Here is a 14,790-nt window from a genome sequence, read left to right as displayed (position 1 = left end):
GCAAAAAACGGCCCTACACTCTACAAAAAGAGATAGGACCATTTAAAACTCTATTTATTTATTATTTTTCATTAGAAAAGGTGAGAAATAGAATCTTGCATATCTTTTAAAATTTTAACAGATTTAGCAAATTTTTCTTTTTCATCGTCATTTAATGGTGTTTCAATGACACGTGAAGCACCATCGCCATTGATCACTGTCGGCACGCCAGTGTACACACCTTCATGACCGTATTCACCTTCTAAGTAACTAGACACTGTTAATACGATGTTTTGATTTTTTAAGATGGCTTTTGAAATATGCATTAATCCCATTGCCACACCGTAGTATGTTGCACCTTTTGCTTTAATGATGTCATAAGCTGCATCACGAGTATTCACATAAATATCTTCAATTAAATGTGATTTTTCAGGGTCGTTTTTCAATTGTTCATAAATTGAAACACCTGCAATTGTTGCGCCAGACCATACTGGCACTTCAGAATCACCGTGTTCACCAATGATATAACCATGAATACTTGCAGGTGCTACATCGAAGGCTTCACTAATTAAATGTCTGAAACGTGCTGTATCTAAAATTGTTCCTGAACCGATAACTTTGTGTTTTGGTAAGCCTGAGTATTTTAAAGTAACGTAAGTTAAAATATCTACTGGGTTGGCTGCGATTAAGAAAATACCATCGAAACCGCTATCCATAATTGAAGTCACAATATCTTTATAAATTTTTGCATTTTTTTCTACTAAGTCTAAACGTGTTTCGCCAACTTTTTGAGGCGCGCCTGCACAAATCACAACTAAATCTGCATCACCACAGTCAGAGTATTCACCTGCTACGACTTTAACTGGGGAATCTGCATACGGTGCACCATGGTTTAAATCTAATACATCTCCAAGCACTTTATCTTTATTGATATCAATAATAACCAGTTCATCTGCTACACCTTGACTCATCATTGTAAAGGCATAGCTTGCACCCACTGCACCATTACCTACTAATACTACTTTATTACCTTTTGTCTTCATGAAAAACACTCTCCTAACTATGCCAAATTTGTTCACTATTTATTACTTGTGATTCTTTTCACATATATAACTTAACACGTTTTCCATATTCTTTCAATGATAAAATTTTAGGACAAACGAAAATTAATCATTTATCCTATACTTTTTGTATATTTTTAACTTATTTAAGACTATTTTCATCTTCAACTAAATAGCCTGCCGCATACACCCGATTGTTTAAAAAGCTTAAAATATAACGCATGACAGCTTCACGTTCGGGTTCATTATGAATCTCATGTGCAAGAAGTGGCCACGCTTTAAAATAAACTTCATCTAAATTCAATGAGTGCAATAATTGGTGCGTCACTTCAGTATCAGAAATCTGATCAGCCGTTCCATACATGACACACATCGGTTTTGCCGTTAATTTATGAAGATGGTCGGCTGTGTCTTTCATGGTACGTACAACTTCTTTATACCAATGATAACTCACTTTTTTTAACATCATCGGGTCATTTCGTGTTTCTTCTTGGACTTCTGGATTGCGTGTCAGTACCTCAGCTTCAATGCCTATATCAAACTTTGTGCCTTTTGAAATGTCGCCAATGTTGGATGCTAAAATATTTTTACGAGTTTTATAATGTTTTTGAAATGCGAGCAGTGGCGAAAGTAAGATTAAACCTTCGATATCCAATTGCACTTTTTCTAATAAATTTAAACAAATCAAACCACCTAATCCGACACCAATCATAAAAATAGGCAAATGATATTCTTCAGCAATTTCTACCCATTCCAACACACGCTCTTGGTAGACTTCAAAGCTTTGGATTTGCCCTTTGTTCATACGTGAAGTTTGGCCTTGTCCTGGCAAATCACCCATAATAACATGGTAGCCATTGCGTTTTAAATGTGTAATAACATAGGCATAACGTCCTGTATGTTCTAACATGTTATGTACAATGACGATGACCCCTTTAGCCTCACCTTCAGTTTCCCATTTCCACATACTACATTATCCTTCCTTTAATTCTATGTATTATAACATCTATTATAGCGTGACTTCCCTACTCATCGCGACTAAAAACATAAAAATACACGTGAATCCTTCATGACCGAGTGCCACAACCTTTTCACGTGTTGCATTTATTTTATACAAGTTTAAATATTTTACGCATCCAATCGACACGTAATAATAGTACGGTTAGTAAAATTTCATAAAATGTAGGGAAAAATTTTGCCACTAAGAGTAACATCAATTGTCCAAAGAAAGTGCCCTCACCTTGGCTTACATTGAATTGTGCTAAAATGCCGACGTCGATCACATTCAAACCTACAATGACTACGATAACTGGCCAAATTTTCTTTGTTAAAAAACCTAATATTAAACCGATAACGACCAATATAATCAGTTCAAATATAAAATACTGCACAAATGTATCTAACTGCGTCCCAAAAATGTAGAATGCCATATCTCTAAACATTACCTATCTCCCTCAAATCGTTTTCACTTTATTTTATCACGTTTCACTTGTCTGCTATTTAAAGATATCGTAAAGATTCAGGTCAATCATTTACACAATGTTAATATTCATGACAGTCCTTTATGATGTTTAGAGGAACTTCACAATGATTTCATCATAGCTTGACATGAACGTGCTATATTGAAAATAAACAAAGTCAGATTAAAGGAGTTCATGATGAAGCTCGTTTATAAATGTTTGTTTTGCATCGTCCTATTTTTATGTACACCACTCATCACAGCGATCGCTCAAGAGCCGATTACGATAGAAGCACACCATTAATCCATATATAATGAATACTCTTTTTATAACCTTTTTTACATTTAATTATGCCGTCACCACTCAACTTTGTAAAATTCGCACCTTTTTATATGAAAACGTTTTCTTCCCTTATCTCTTCATGATACACTGATATTACATCAGAAACATAATGGGAGGAATTCGGCATGGCCTTAGTCAAACACTTTTTTATCGCATTGTCTAATAATGCATTTTTAAATTCAGCAGCGAAAATCATTGGGCCTTCATTAGGGGCAAACAGAGTAGTCGCGGGAAATACAATTGATGATGTGATTAAAACGATTAAACGACTGAATGAGAAAAATATTTCAGCTACAGTAGATAATCTCGGTGAATTTGTGAATAACGAACGAGATGCTATTGAAGCGAAAAATAATATATTAAAAGTGATGGAAGCGATTCATAAACATCAATTAGACGCACACATGTCTGTCAAACTGAGTCAACTCGGTAGTGAATTTGACCGTGCACTTGCATATCGTAACATTCATCAAATCGTTTCTAAAGCGCAAGAATACGATCATATGCATATCAACATTGACACGGAAAAATATGATAGCTTATTCGATATTACACAAACATTAGACCGTTTAAAGCCTGAGTTTAACAATGTGGGTACCGTCATTCAAGCTTATCTATTCAAAGCAGACGTATTGATTGATAAATATCCAGACTTACGCTTACGACTCGTTAAAGGGGCTTACAAAGAATCACCATACATTGCATATCAAGCAAAAGAAGAAATCGATGAAAATTATATTCGCTTAATTGAAAAACGTTTATTGACTGCGAAAAACTTTACGTCGATTGCAACACATGATCATCGCATTATTAATCATGTGAAAGAATTTGTTAAAAAACATGATATCGATAAATCAAAATTTGAGTTCCAAATGCTTTATGGCTTTAGATCCGAACTCGCTGAAGAAATTGCAAATGAAGGTTACAACTTTACGATTTATGTCCCATTTGGTGATGATTGGTTCGGTTATTTCATGCGGCGTTTAGCAGAAAGACCTCAAAATATCACACTAGCGCTTAAAGAGTTTGTGAAACCAAAAGCGTTAATTTCTGTTGCAGGTGCCACGTTAGGCACACTTGCGTTATTTAAAATTTTGAAGCGTAAACCTTAAAGAGTATCAGCACATAAATAGAAAGCAGGGACTGGGATATTATGTCCCAGTCCTTGTCTTTTTAACTTGGGTTTAACGGCATAGACGCTACTCATCTATTTTAAATACACGTATTTGATGTCGATTAAGCGTTCATTTGTCGAAGTAAGTTCGCCATTTCAATAGCACCGACTGCAGATTCTGCACCTTTATTGCCTGCTTTTGTACCTGCGCGCTCAATCGCTTGTTCAATATTTTCAGTCGTCAATACACCAAAAATAACTGGCACGCCCGTATCATCACTCGCTTTCGCAATCCCTTTAGCCGCTTCATTACAGACATAATCATAATGCGATGTTGCACCACGAATGACACATCCTAATGTTACGACAGCATCATATTTGCCTGTTTGTGCCATTTTTTTAGCGACGATTGGAAGTTCAAAGGCGCCTGGTACGTAAGCGACATCTATACTATCTTCTGCCACTTGATGTCTTCTCAATGCATCTTGAGCCCCATCTAATAAACGTCCTGTAATTAAATCATTAAAACGACCCACCACAACTCCAATTTTTAAACCTTTACCATTTAATTGACCTTCGAATTTCATCATACTTCCTCCTCTATTTATATTAAATGACCCATTTGTAATTTTTTCACTTGCATATAATCATGGTTGTGCACATTCGTTTCAGTGATGACTGGGATACGTTTACCAATTTGGATACCATAGCGCTGTAATCCTAATAATTTTTCAGGGTTATTGCTCAATAGATTAACCGTTGTAATATTAAAATGCTTTAAAATTTGCGCTGCAATGTCATAATCACGTAAATCCGGCTCAAATCCAAGTGCTTCATTCGCTGAAACGGTATCATAGCCTTGTTCAATTAATTCGTAAGCTTTTAGTTTATTCATTAAACCAATGCCACGCCCTTCTTGAGGCAAATAGAGCAACATGCCACCGTGTTGTTGGATATACGCCATTGACGCCTCTAACTGTTCACCACAGTCACATCTTTCACTATGAAATATATCACCTGTCGCACAAGCGGAATGGACGCGGACATTCATCGTGGGTTGAATGTCACCTTTGACGAGCGCTAAATGTTCTTCTCCGTCAATATTTGAAGTAAAACCATACATGTCAAATTCACCAAATTGGGTTGGTAATTTAATTTTCGCTTCCACTGAAATCAATGTACGTTGTGATTTAATATATGCAACAATATCTTCAATCGAAATCATTTTCAAGTTGTGTTGCGCTTTAAACCGCTCTAATTGTTCTCCTTTGGCCATCGTCCCGTCATCATTCATAATTTCACATATCACACCGGCTGGACGTGCCCCTGTTAACTTCGCCAAATCGATTGTCGCTTCAGTGTGCCCCCGACGTTCGAGGACCCCATGCTTTTTAGCGATTAACGGAAAGATATGACCAGGTTGATGAAATGTTTCAGCAGTCATTTTTTCATCTATCAATGCTCTCGCTGTTACTGTTCTTTCAAAAGCACTAATTCCTGTTGTTGATTGCACATGGTCAATACTTTGTGTAAATGCCGTACCGTGGGGATCGCGATTGTGTTCGACCATATTATCAAGTCCCGCTTGTTGGGCAATCTCTGCTGTAATTGGTGTACAAATGAGGCCTCTCCCGTGGGTCGCCATAAAATTAATTGTGTTTTCATCCATCCACTCTGTAATTGCAACAAGATCACCTTCATTTTCGCGATCTTCATCATCAACGACAATAATCGTGCCGCCTTGTTTCAATGCTTCTAACGCTTCTTCAATTTTGTCTAATTGCATGTAACGCCCCTCCTTAAAAACCTGCATTCAATAATTCTTCTACTGACAGCTGTGATTTTTCCTTTGTGATGGCTTGGACATATTTAAAGAGCATATCTGTTTCTAAATGCACCGGATCACCTTGTTTTTTGTCAGCAAGAATGGTTGCTTTACGTGTTTCTGGAATTAAATGAATATCAAAACAATCTCTAAATTTTTTAAAAACCGTTAGACTGATACCATCAACAGCAATCGACCCTTGTGGAATCATTTGATCGATTAGACACGGTTCAGCTTTAATTGTATAAATCCATTCATTTTGGGATGTTTGAATGTGTTGAATCACGCCTTTACCGTCGACGTGACCTTGTACAAAATGGCCACCTAACCTCCCAGTAGCTAATAATGCACGTTCTAAATTAACGGTATCATTCGTTTTTAAATCTGCTAAATAGGTTTTATTTTCAGTTCCGTGAATGACATCGACTGTAAAGCTATATTGATCAAAGCGCGTCACAGTCAGACATGTACCATTCACACTAATCGAGTCGCCTATATGCATATCGTCTAATATTTTTTTACATTGAATTGTCAGTGCTGTTGTAGGGTTACGTTTTTGAATATGTTGAACTGTACCGACCTCTTCAACGATACCTGTGAACATGTCGTCACTTCCTTTGCATTCGGAGTTTTAAATCGGTATCTATTATGTCAGTTTGTACAATTTCAAATTGTGGAAGTTGGTTTAAAGGGGTCACCAATGGAGTTTGATAAAATTGATTCACACCTTGACCACCTATGATTTTCGGGGCTAAATATAGGATGAAGTGCGTCACCAAACGAGACGCTAAAAATTGTGAAGTTACATTAGGGCCTGCTTCGACAAGGACATGACCATAACCTTTTTGATATAAATCTTTGAGCACATCTTCAATTTGAATGTCGGTTTGCTGAATTATTTCAACATGGTCGAATGATGAAGTGAGTGCTTGATTTTCAGTATAAATATAAATCGGTGTCACATGATCTTGGAAAAGTTGTGCATCCCAGTTGATTTTGCCGGAGCGCGATAAAATCACTTTCGCTGGATGATGTCCATCTTCCACGCGTGTCGTTAAACTTGGATTATCATGTGTTAGCGTGCCATTTCCAGTTATTATCGCATCATGAGAATGTCTCAATTGGAAAACATCTGCCTTTACTTGTTTAGAAGTAATCCATTGACTTTCAAAATGATCCGTCGCTTGTTTACCATCTATACTGGCGCTCACCTTAACTGTCACAATGGGAACAGCACCTTCTTTACTGCGATAAAAAGCGGCATACAATTGCTCGGCACGTGGATGTGGACGATATTCCACCTCAATACCATGTTGCACCATCACGTCATGGCTTGTTTCTTGTAATGTGGTATCTTTGGCAGCATAAACGACTTTCGCTATACCAGTGTCAATGATACGTTGTGCACATGGAGGTGTACTGCCGTAGTGTGAACACGGTTCAAGGGAGACGTAAATCGTAGCACCTTTAACGTGTTTAGCACCGGCCATATCAATCGCTTGAATTTCAGCATGGCGTTCACCTTTTTTTAAATGTGCACCAAAACCGATGATACGCCCATGTTTCACAATGACGGCTCCTACTGCTGGATTCGTTCCAGTTTGGCCTTGTGTCATTTCTGCCAATTGTATCGCATAGTCTAAATAATGGTTCATACTTTCACCTCAATAAAAAACCACTCGATTGTCGACTTCGAGTGGTAGGATGTATGAAAAGTGATCAAAACACATTGATTCTTTTTCATTCAAAATTTGGATACGACAAATAAACTCACATATTGTATGTGAAAAAATGTCGTCACTATTCTTCCTCCCATCCAGACTTTAACTGTCGGCTCTAGATTCTCACTAGATCAGCCATATCAAATCAATGATACGGGTCGCAGGCTTATATTTTACTGCCGGTTGGGAATTTCACCCAGCCCCGAAAGAATATATGAAATTGTATTGAGAATAAAAGATACACATGGACCTATCAAAAGTCCATGCGTCTATATTAGCGTATCTTTTTAAAATTTACAATTGATTGAACATCAAATCTTCAGCATCACCAATTAATAATATAATGATTTATCACAACATTAAAGCTCTCTCCGCCCTAAAACAGCGTCTTTATTTTTTCTTCTTTTTCTTCTTCGTTTTTTTCTTTTTTGCTTTTTCTTCCGCTTTCTTTTGTTGTTTGCGCGCTTCTTTTTCTAGAGCCTTTTTTGCTTTATAGGTGTCATATAAGTTTTCTACCGCACTGACTGCCTGTTGAATAATCATGCTCACGCCATTACGTTCAAAGTTAACACCGTTTGTCATTTGTCCAATTGCACGCATGTTGTTGAGTGTACCATATAACGGACTAATGACTTCATTCGTTGATGGCACGATTTGGATCCCACCAAGAGGATGTGCCTGGACGATTTGACGATTCGCCACATCTAGAAGTAATGCATCGTCATCATCTAATTGACTCAAATGTTTTTTCGGACCCGTCGCATTAATGACGACATCCATTTTCATTTCTTCATGAACATTTTTAAAGCGCAAACGGTATTTACCGTAAAATTGACGCACATGCTCCAAACCAGACAACACTTGTAAATGGCCAGCTTTGATTTCTTCCACCAACAATTGTGCTGTTTCTCTAGGCATTGGATTTGTATTCTCTTTCATGTAGCGGTGGTATTTGTTGATAAATTGTTCTTGGTCTTCACGACTTAAACTATTCCAAATCCAATTCATATTTTCTTTTAACGTTTCAAACATACTTTGTAATGCACCGACTTCTTCCGGATGATTCAAATCATAATTCAAGTCACGAATCGCATCATATTTACGACGTTTCAATAATTTTTCTAATGGTATATCTCGTACTTCAAATTCTTTTTTAAACAATGCTACAGCGTCTTCTAATGGAACGACACCCATGTTTTCTGCCTTCAGCGCATCAAAATTTTCCAATGTTAAAAATTGAAAGGTAATATCCTGCATCGTTCCACGCACACTCGGTAATTTACCACTACGACTCGCCATCACAATCGGTTTACGCTGATGATGACTTAATGCGTGACGTACAACATCTAAACTTGCTAATCCTGTCCCAATAATCGCCACAGCATCGTCATCATCTACTTCAGCTAACGTTTGATTAGCAGGATAAGGTGAATGAATGTACCCTTTTAGTCCTTTTAAATCAAATGGATCGTTGTAAGACATCGTACCAGTCGTAAAGAACACATAATCATATTTTTGACACGAATCGACATCGTTCCCTGTACATACGACAATACGTTTAGGAGTAATTTCACTTTCTTGCTCTTCAATATACATATGCGTCACTTCTTGTTTGATGACATTGACATTTTCAAATGTTGTGTCAAATTGTTCTAAATAACTTTTCATATAGTGACCAAATACGTATCTCGGCAAATAATCCGCATCACCGTAATCAAACGTATCTTGTTCGTTATACCATTCTCTAAATTCTAGAATGTTATCGACGTTTAATGATAAATGATCAACAGGCACATTAATCAAAAAATCTTCACTATCATTTTGAAAAGGTTCTCCTTGCCCCATGTTATAAGCATTATCATATAAATCTACTTCAATCTTCTTAAATTGCTTATATTTTACGAGCTGTCGCAAAACGCTCACACCTGCTGTTCCCATTCCAACAATGGCTACTCTCATTTTGCACCATCCTTACTCTAATTTGTACATTGCTTCTCTATTATACCCTGAATGATACCTATTAATTAATCATTTTACATTTTACTATCGTATTGGTCCTGTTCGAGTCATTAATGATGTACAAAATTTGAGCAGTAAGAATCGTAAACGTCACACATTTACTTTGATTACAATTCACACGCATAGTACACTTGAGACATAAAGGAGTGCGTACTATGTTAAAAATGATTGTCAAAGTGATTATTTCAACAGTCATCTTATTTTTTGTACTCGGTCGTAACAATAAAGCTGAGTAATCTCGTATTTATGCAGCAATAAAAAAGGTTGAGTCGTTCACATGAATACCGTGACAACTCAACCTTTTCGTTCAATATTAATCAAAATGGATTTAATAGTTATGACCATCTTGATGCTTTTTATCATCTTTGTATACGTACCAGTTAAAATATTTACCTTCCGTTTTCATATCTTTATAGAAATCCGCCATAATCACCGCATTACTTTTAGCCCAGTTAATGTCTGTAGCATATTGGTGTTCACCAGGATTTTTAGGATTCCAACGCATACTATATAATGTGTTTTGGTTTGGGTTAGATAAGTAGTGGTCGTGAATAAACGCTGCACCACCATTAATGGCTTTTTCTGGTGTATCCCAACCCTTTTTCTTCGCATATTCTGCACCGGTTTTAACAGGCGCTTCATCTAATGCACCGACACCATAAAAGTTATAATATTTTTTCCCGTCAATTTCCACACCATTCGACAATTCAGAAACGACTGAGCCTGTCTCTAAAAGCGCATGTGAAATCAAATACACTTCATTAACTTGTTTGGCTTTCGCCGCATTCACAAAATCATCCGTATGTGCTAACAATGTCGGATGATCTCGTAACATCCGTTTAATTCTGTTTTTATCAATACCTTGATACTTTGACAATTCTAAAAATTGATATTTCTGCCGCTTGTCATCCATAAAAGATGAACTATCCATCGCTTGACGAATTTCAGAATCTGAAGCGTCACGCCAATTGGTATGGTCTTTATTTGAAACTTGCTGGCTTGTGTAGTTATCAATTTGCTTTTCAGATGCTTGTTTTAACGTCACATCTAACTTTTCAACACGTTCAACTTGGTCAACACTTTTAAAGAATATTTGATCTTCAATCATCTTGAAAAAGAAAAAACCTGCAGCTGCAGCAATCATTAAAGATGCAAGGACAGCAAGGATGGAACCTTTCTTGTGCTTTCTCATAAACACACCTCTTCAGAATGTTTCATATTGTTACATAAATTAAATTTACTCGCTTGACTTCAAATTTTACCACCTTACACGACTCTGTACAATTGGTTTCATCTCTTGTTACAAATTCATAAAAAAATAGTAATGAATATGTAAACTAATCCATTACTATTTTTCTTCACGGTGGTAATCCATCATAATGAAACTTGCTGCTTGAGAACGATTTTTATAGTAATAGCGTGCAAGGTTAATCGTTCCTTCTACATCACCGTCACGATACATCATTTCTTTTGTCATGTTATTAATCATAACGAACTCTGAACGATCTCTAATGATGTCCAAATCGTCATTACGCGCAAAGAAATGCTCTAAATTTAAATGTTCGTAATCCATAATATCCTCCTCTATACATTTGTAATGGTCGAAATGTCTTAATTGCGTCCTTATACACCGTTTCATTAAAAAAATAGCGATAAAACAGTGTCTCATTCTTGTATTAAACATAAAATAGCACAAAAAGTAAAATGTCACAATCATTTCGCTATGGTATAACTCCATTGACCGGTCAAATTAGAAAAGGAGTGATTGATATCATTTTTGATACACTTTATGCTCAATACTATAAATTCATACATTTTTTACTACATCAGTATCAAATTTCGTATAATTATGATGAATACTTCCAATTGTTGTCGATACGGTTATGGGAACTTTCAATGAAATATGATGCGACTTTTAATCAGTCTTTTAAAACGTATATCAATTATCAACTGAAATATTATTTAATCGATTTATTACGCTCGGCACATACACCGTTGACAACAACACCACTGGATACATCAGCCAATCAACTGAAAGACATGTCGACATCACATTTGAATTTGATGCTTGAAGATATCATACGAACTTTAAAACCGACACATCGCACTTGGTTTCGCTTTTATTTGCAAGGTTATCAGCAAAAAGAGATTCAACAGCTGATGCAAGTATCAGCTACCACGGTTCGTAAATATAAAATTGCCACCTTCCGTCATATCAAACAAGTATTGACACAAGATGATTTAAAGAAAGGATTTTAGCCATGACTGTCACACAACCACAATACGAAAACATACTTTATATTAAATCGTCAGAATCAATAGGGCATCAATTGGTTATTCAACATCTCACGCATGAACAACGAAGCCAAATGTCGATGAAACAGTATATTGACCAACTGGCTTATCAATTTCAAAGAGATGTACGTACGCAACAAAAAATTGCGAGCGAGACGTTGAAAGTACATCAAATGATCCCGATATTTTTGAGCAAATCACTGATACTTTGTCCACTTCAATCACAACGCGCAGCCATTCAATATTATATTAATGTCACACACGTTATCGCCGCTTCGTCACATCAGCAAAATACACGCATTCATTTTAACAACAACTTGTCACTCATTGTCCCAATGCCTTTAAATCAATTCGTTCGAAAATGGAAAGACGCTTATTTACTCACAGCACTAATGTAACTTTAATTCACTTTATTAAATTTATACAACAACAATCTTTTGGTGAAAAATGCGTTGACACGTTTCATCAAATAAACCGTCCCAATCATTAATACAATCGCACCGAATAAAACAGCGATCACGGTACCTACAGATAATGTCACTTGAGGTTGGATAAAGTAATTCACCGCACTTAAACTCAGTAGCAAGCCAGTAATAAATAAACCGAGCAACAAAATATTCGAAACAAGTAAGCCAACCAATGATGTAACTAAATGACCCGATGAAACAATACGTGTCCCAAAAACTTCATGTTGCAAATAATCATTTACAAAACGGCGTGGTGTCGAAAATTGTTGTTGGATAGTTTCAACACGATGCTTTTCAAAATATTGTGTTAGCGCATTTTTTTCGCGGCGATTGAGATACCATAACTCTTTCTTCACTTTATACTCAAATACGTCTTTTCGCATATTAGACTCCTTTATGTCTTTTACTTAACAAAGCATAGCTAAAATTGAGATGTATTGCAAGCGCCATTCAACTCAAAAAAGCACATGCGTGCGGGTTTTGAAATCTATCATTGACTCGATTTCAGCCCACGCACATGTGCTTTTTGTAAATGATGTCGTTGTCAAATTATAAAATGCTAAGACCTGAAGATTTGATGTCTTTAGCGAAACCTTGAACTGTGTCTACTGATAATTCATTGATGTCACGACCGATGTTTGATACTTTTTTAACAACATCTGAAGGACAAGTAATGATGTCTGCACCAATTTCATCAGCTTGGATGACGTTGAATAATTCACGACAGCTTGCCCATAAAAGTTGCACGCCTTCCTTGCTGTGAGTCACTTCAACTGATTCTTTCATTAATGGCATTGGGTCTACACCTGTGTCAGCAATACGACCTGCGAATACTGATACGTATGTTTCAACACCAGCAGTTACAGCCTCAGTGATTTCTTTAACTTGTTCAATTGTGTATACAGCTGTAACGTTAAGTTTTACGCCTTTAGCTGATAAGCTTTTGATAAGTGGAATCATAGACTCCCCTTTAGTGTTCACAACGGGGATTTTAACGAAGATGTTCTCACCAAATTGTTGGATGATTTCAGCTTCTTTTTCCATTGTTTCCATGTCGTCACCGAACACTTCGAATGAGATAGAAGCATCAGGAATCGCTTCAACTGCTTCTTTAGCAAATTCAATGTAATCTTTTACGCCTGCTTTCGCCATTAAGCTTGGGTTTGTAGTAAAACCGTCTACCTCTTTATTTTGATATGCTTTCTTCATTTGTTCGATGTCTGCACCATCAGCAAATACGCGTACTTTTAAATCAGCCATTTAATTATGCCTCCTTGATATTTTTATCATACTAACGTTATAACATTTTTTATGTCCTCAATGCCATTTTTACGCTTACAAAATTTTTAACCAGATGTAAATGAATTCAAAAATATGATATGATAACAAGCGATATGAAAAGGAGGCATATGATGTCTAAATCTAAGAAATACTTTTACTTATCCGTGTTGTTAATGTTAATCAGTCTTTATTTTAATACGCTTAATCCATTACTTAACGCACACTTCACATCTATTATTAAACTCATTTTTGTATGTAGTGTCGTTAATTGTTTAATATTGTTGATCGCCATTCGTTTTGCCGACAAATCTATTAAACATTTACCAGAGCGTCGCAATTGGATTCATAAAGCCTCGAAAATACAACCATTATTACTACTCATTGTATTAGTGGTCCATCTACTTGCTTCACTTTACACATTTGGCATCATTTAAAATTAAGAAATTTGAAGAGAAATGGTGATATTTTGAAGTATATTTTAATCTTTTTAGGTGGCTGCATAGGTGCACTATTGAGATGGCAAACGAGCTTCATAACAATTGGATATCATTTACCGATAGGCACCTTCATTGCAAATTTGTTAGGTGCCTTTTTAATGGGTTATTTCACAGTACGCCTTCATCATTGGAATTCAAGCTATCCGAAACTTAAACTAGGACTCACAACAGGATTTTTAGGTGCATTAACGACATTTTCCACTTTTCAATTAGAACTTGTCACACTGGCACAACAGTTAGACTGGTTCAATTTAGTCATATATGGATTGTGTAGCTATTGTGGCGGCCTCATCTGTTGTTACTTAGGCTACAAATTAGGGGGTGTGCATGCATGACCATGTTATTCGTGGCATTAGGCGGTGGCATCGGAGCTGTATTACGTGGCTTCATCAGTGCGATAACATCACGTTATATGAACACATCATTTCCTATCGCGACGTTAATCGTTAATCTTATCGGTTCGTTTTGTATTGGTTATTTCAACCACTTTACATTGTTATCACCTGAATTAAAGCTGTTAATCATCACAGGTTTACTCGGTGGTTTTACAACATTTTCAACATTAACTTTGGAACTATTTCAAATGTTGTATTCCAAAACGTGGGGCCGATTCATTTGGTATAGCACATGCCAATATATCGGCTGTTTTGTACTCTGTTTCATCGGCATGCAGTTGTAGCAACTTAAAATCTTATGTATAAAAGTTAAAGGAGCTAGGACATTACGTTT

At 36.4% G+C, this 14,790-nt stretch carries 18 protein-coding genes and 1 riboswitch; of the genes, 6 read left to right on the top strand and 12 right to left on the bottom strand.

Features of this window, described 5'->3' with window-relative positions:
• Positions 1-71: 71 nt before the first annotated feature.
• The 3 genes from BJK46_RS08750 to BJK46_RS08740 all read right to left on the bottom strand — a co-directional run bounded on the left by BJK46_RS08750 (position 72) and on the right by BJK46_RS08740 (position 2,482).
• Positions 72-1,022 (bottom strand): L-lactate dehydrogenase, encoded by a 951-nt coding sequence (locus BJK46_RS08750; RefSeq protein ID WP_014613605.1) that lies wholly within the window; start codon positions 1,020-1,022, stop codon positions 72-74.
• 160 nt (positions 1,023-1,182) lie between these two features.
• Positions 1,183-2,007 (bottom strand): alpha/beta fold hydrolase, encoded by an 825-nt coding sequence (locus tag BJK46_RS08745; RefSeq protein ID WP_014613604.1) that lies wholly within the window; start codon positions 2,005-2,007, stop codon positions 1,183-1,185.
• A gap of 142 nt (positions 2,008-2,149) precedes the next feature.
• Positions 2,150-2,482, bottom strand: a complete 333-nt coding sequence (locus BJK46_RS08740; protein WP_014613603.1) for a hypothetical protein — start codon at positions 2,480-2,482, stop codon at positions 2,150-2,152.
• A 485-nt stretch (positions 2,483-2,967) separates the two neighbouring features.
• Between BJK46_RS08740 and BJK46_RS08735 the strand changes: the two genes are divergently transcribed.
• Positions 2,968-3,954 carry a proline dehydrogenase family protein gene (locus tag BJK46_RS08735; protein WP_014613601.1) on the top strand — a complete coding sequence of 329 codons (987 nt, stop codon included), beginning with the start codon at positions 2,968-2,970 and terminating at the stop codon, positions 3,952-3,954.
• Positions 3,955-4,078: 124 nt separating this feature from the next.
• Here BJK46_RS08735 and ribH read toward each other — a convergent pair whose 3' ends face one another.
• From ribH to BJK46_RS08700, 7 genes are all read right to left on the bottom strand, one after another.
• The gene (ribH, locus tag BJK46_RS08730) at positions 4,079-4,543 is read right to left on the bottom strand and encodes a 6,7-dimethyl-8-ribityllumazine synthase (RefSeq protein ID WP_014613600.1); all 465 of its coding nucleotides are present in this window, start codon (positions 4,541-4,543) and stop codon (positions 4,079-4,081) included.
• Between the two features lie 17 nt (positions 4,544-4,560).
• Positions 4,561-5,742, bottom strand: coding sequence for a bifunctional 3,4-dihydroxy-2-butanone-4-phosphate synthase/GTP cyclohydrolase II (locus BJK46_RS08725; RefSeq protein ID WP_014613599.1), 1,182 nt, complete (start codon positions 5,740-5,742; stop codon positions 4,561-4,563).
• Positions 5,743-5,755: 13 nt separating this feature from the next.
• Positions 5,756-6,385: a riboflavin synthase gene (locus BJK46_RS08720; RefSeq protein WP_014613598.1), complete on the bottom strand. Its 630-nt coding sequence runs from the start codon at positions 6,383-6,385 to the stop codon at positions 5,756-5,758.
• 4 nt (positions 6,386-6,389) lie between these two features.
• Positions 6,390-7,436 (bottom strand): bifunctional diaminohydroxyphosphoribosylaminopyrimidine deaminase/5-amino-6-(5-phosphoribosylamino)uracil reductase RibD, encoded by a 1,047-nt coding sequence (ribD, locus tag BJK46_RS08715; protein ID WP_014613597.1) that lies wholly within the window; start codon positions 7,434-7,436, stop codon positions 6,390-6,392.
• A 145-nt stretch (positions 7,437-7,581) separates the two neighbouring features.
• Positions 7,582-7,716: riboswitch (FMN riboswitch) on the bottom strand.
• 176 nt (positions 7,717-7,892) lie between these two features.
• Entirely contained in the window at positions 7,893-9,461 is a 1,569-nt protein-coding gene (locus BJK46_RS08710; RefSeq protein WP_063284446.1) for an FAD/NAD(P)-binding protein, read from the bottom strand.
• 388 nt (positions 9,462-9,849) lie between these two features.
• Complete coding sequence (sagB, locus tag BJK46_RS08705) at positions 9,850-10,713, bottom strand: peptidoglycan release complex glucosaminidase SagB (protein WP_014613595.1); 864 nt, start codon at positions 10,711-10,713, stop codon at positions 9,850-9,852.
• A gap of 156 nt (positions 10,714-10,869) precedes the next feature.
• Complete coding sequence (locus BJK46_RS08700) at positions 10,870-11,094, bottom strand: hypothetical protein (protein WP_014613594.1); 225 nt, start codon at positions 11,092-11,094, stop codon at positions 10,870-10,872.
• A gap of 164 nt (positions 11,095-11,258) precedes the next feature.
• On the opposite strand from BJK46_RS08700, the gene BJK46_RS08695 reads away from it, so the two are divergent.
• Both BJK46_RS08695 and BJK46_RS08690 read left to right on the top strand, forming a co-directional pair.
• Positions 11,259-11,780: a sigma-70 family RNA polymerase sigma factor gene (locus BJK46_RS08695; RefSeq protein WP_228064257.1), complete on the top strand. Its 522-nt coding sequence runs from the start codon at positions 11,259-11,261 to the stop codon at positions 11,778-11,780.
• Positions 11,781-11,782: 2 nt separating this feature from the next.
• The gene (locus tag BJK46_RS08690; RefSeq protein ID WP_014613592.1) at positions 11,783-12,214 is read left to right on the top strand and encodes a competence protein ComK; all 432 of its coding nucleotides are present in this window, start codon (positions 11,783-11,785) and stop codon (positions 12,212-12,214) included.
• A 2-nt stretch (positions 12,215-12,216) separates the two neighbouring features.
• On the opposite strand, the gene BJK46_RS08685 is transcribed toward BJK46_RS08690, so the two are convergent.
• Both BJK46_RS08685 and BJK46_RS08680 read right to left on the bottom strand, forming a co-directional pair.
• On the bottom strand, positions 12,217-12,666 hold the full coding sequence (locus BJK46_RS08685; RefSeq protein ID WP_014613591.1) for a hypothetical protein: 450 nt from the start codon (positions 12,664-12,666) through the stop codon (positions 12,217-12,219).
• 166 nt (positions 12,667-12,832) lie between these two features.
• Positions 12,833-13,543, bottom strand: a complete 711-nt coding sequence (locus tag BJK46_RS08680; protein WP_014613590.1) for a transaldolase — start codon at positions 13,541-13,543, stop codon at positions 12,833-12,835.
• A 152-nt stretch (positions 13,544-13,695) separates the two neighbouring features.
• Between BJK46_RS08680 and BJK46_RS08675 the strand changes: the two genes are divergently transcribed.
• Genes BJK46_RS08675 through crcB (BJK46_RS08665) form a run of 3 tightly spaced genes read left to right on the top strand, consistent with a single transcriptional unit; the run spans position 13,696 to position 14,740 of the window.
• Entirely contained in the window at positions 13,696-13,998 is a 303-nt protein-coding gene (locus BJK46_RS08675) for a hypothetical protein (protein ID WP_014613589.1), read from the top strand.
• Positions 13,999-14,030: 32 nt separating this feature from the next.
• Complete coding sequence (gene crcB, locus BJK46_RS08670; protein WP_014613588.1) at positions 14,031-14,396, top strand: fluoride efflux transporter CrcB; 366 nt, start codon at positions 14,031-14,033, stop codon at positions 14,394-14,396.
• Positions 14,393-14,740 carry a fluoride efflux transporter CrcB gene (crcB, locus tag BJK46_RS08665; RefSeq protein WP_103263513.1) on the top strand — a complete coding sequence of 116 codons (348 nt, stop codon included), beginning with the start codon at positions 14,393-14,395 and terminating at the stop codon, positions 14,738-14,740. Before crcB (BJK46_RS08670) ends, crcB (BJK46_RS08665) begins: the two co-directional genes overlap by 4 nt.
• Positions 14,741-14,790: the final 50 nt, after the last annotated feature.

Source organism: Staphylococcus pseudintermedius, assembly GCF_001792775.2.
Classification (GTDB): Bacteria; Bacillota; Bacilli; order Staphylococcales; family Staphylococcaceae; genus Staphylococcus; species Staphylococcus pseudintermedius.
Note: the sequence above shows the minus strand (reverse complement) of the source record. Positions and strands in the feature narration are given on the sequence as shown.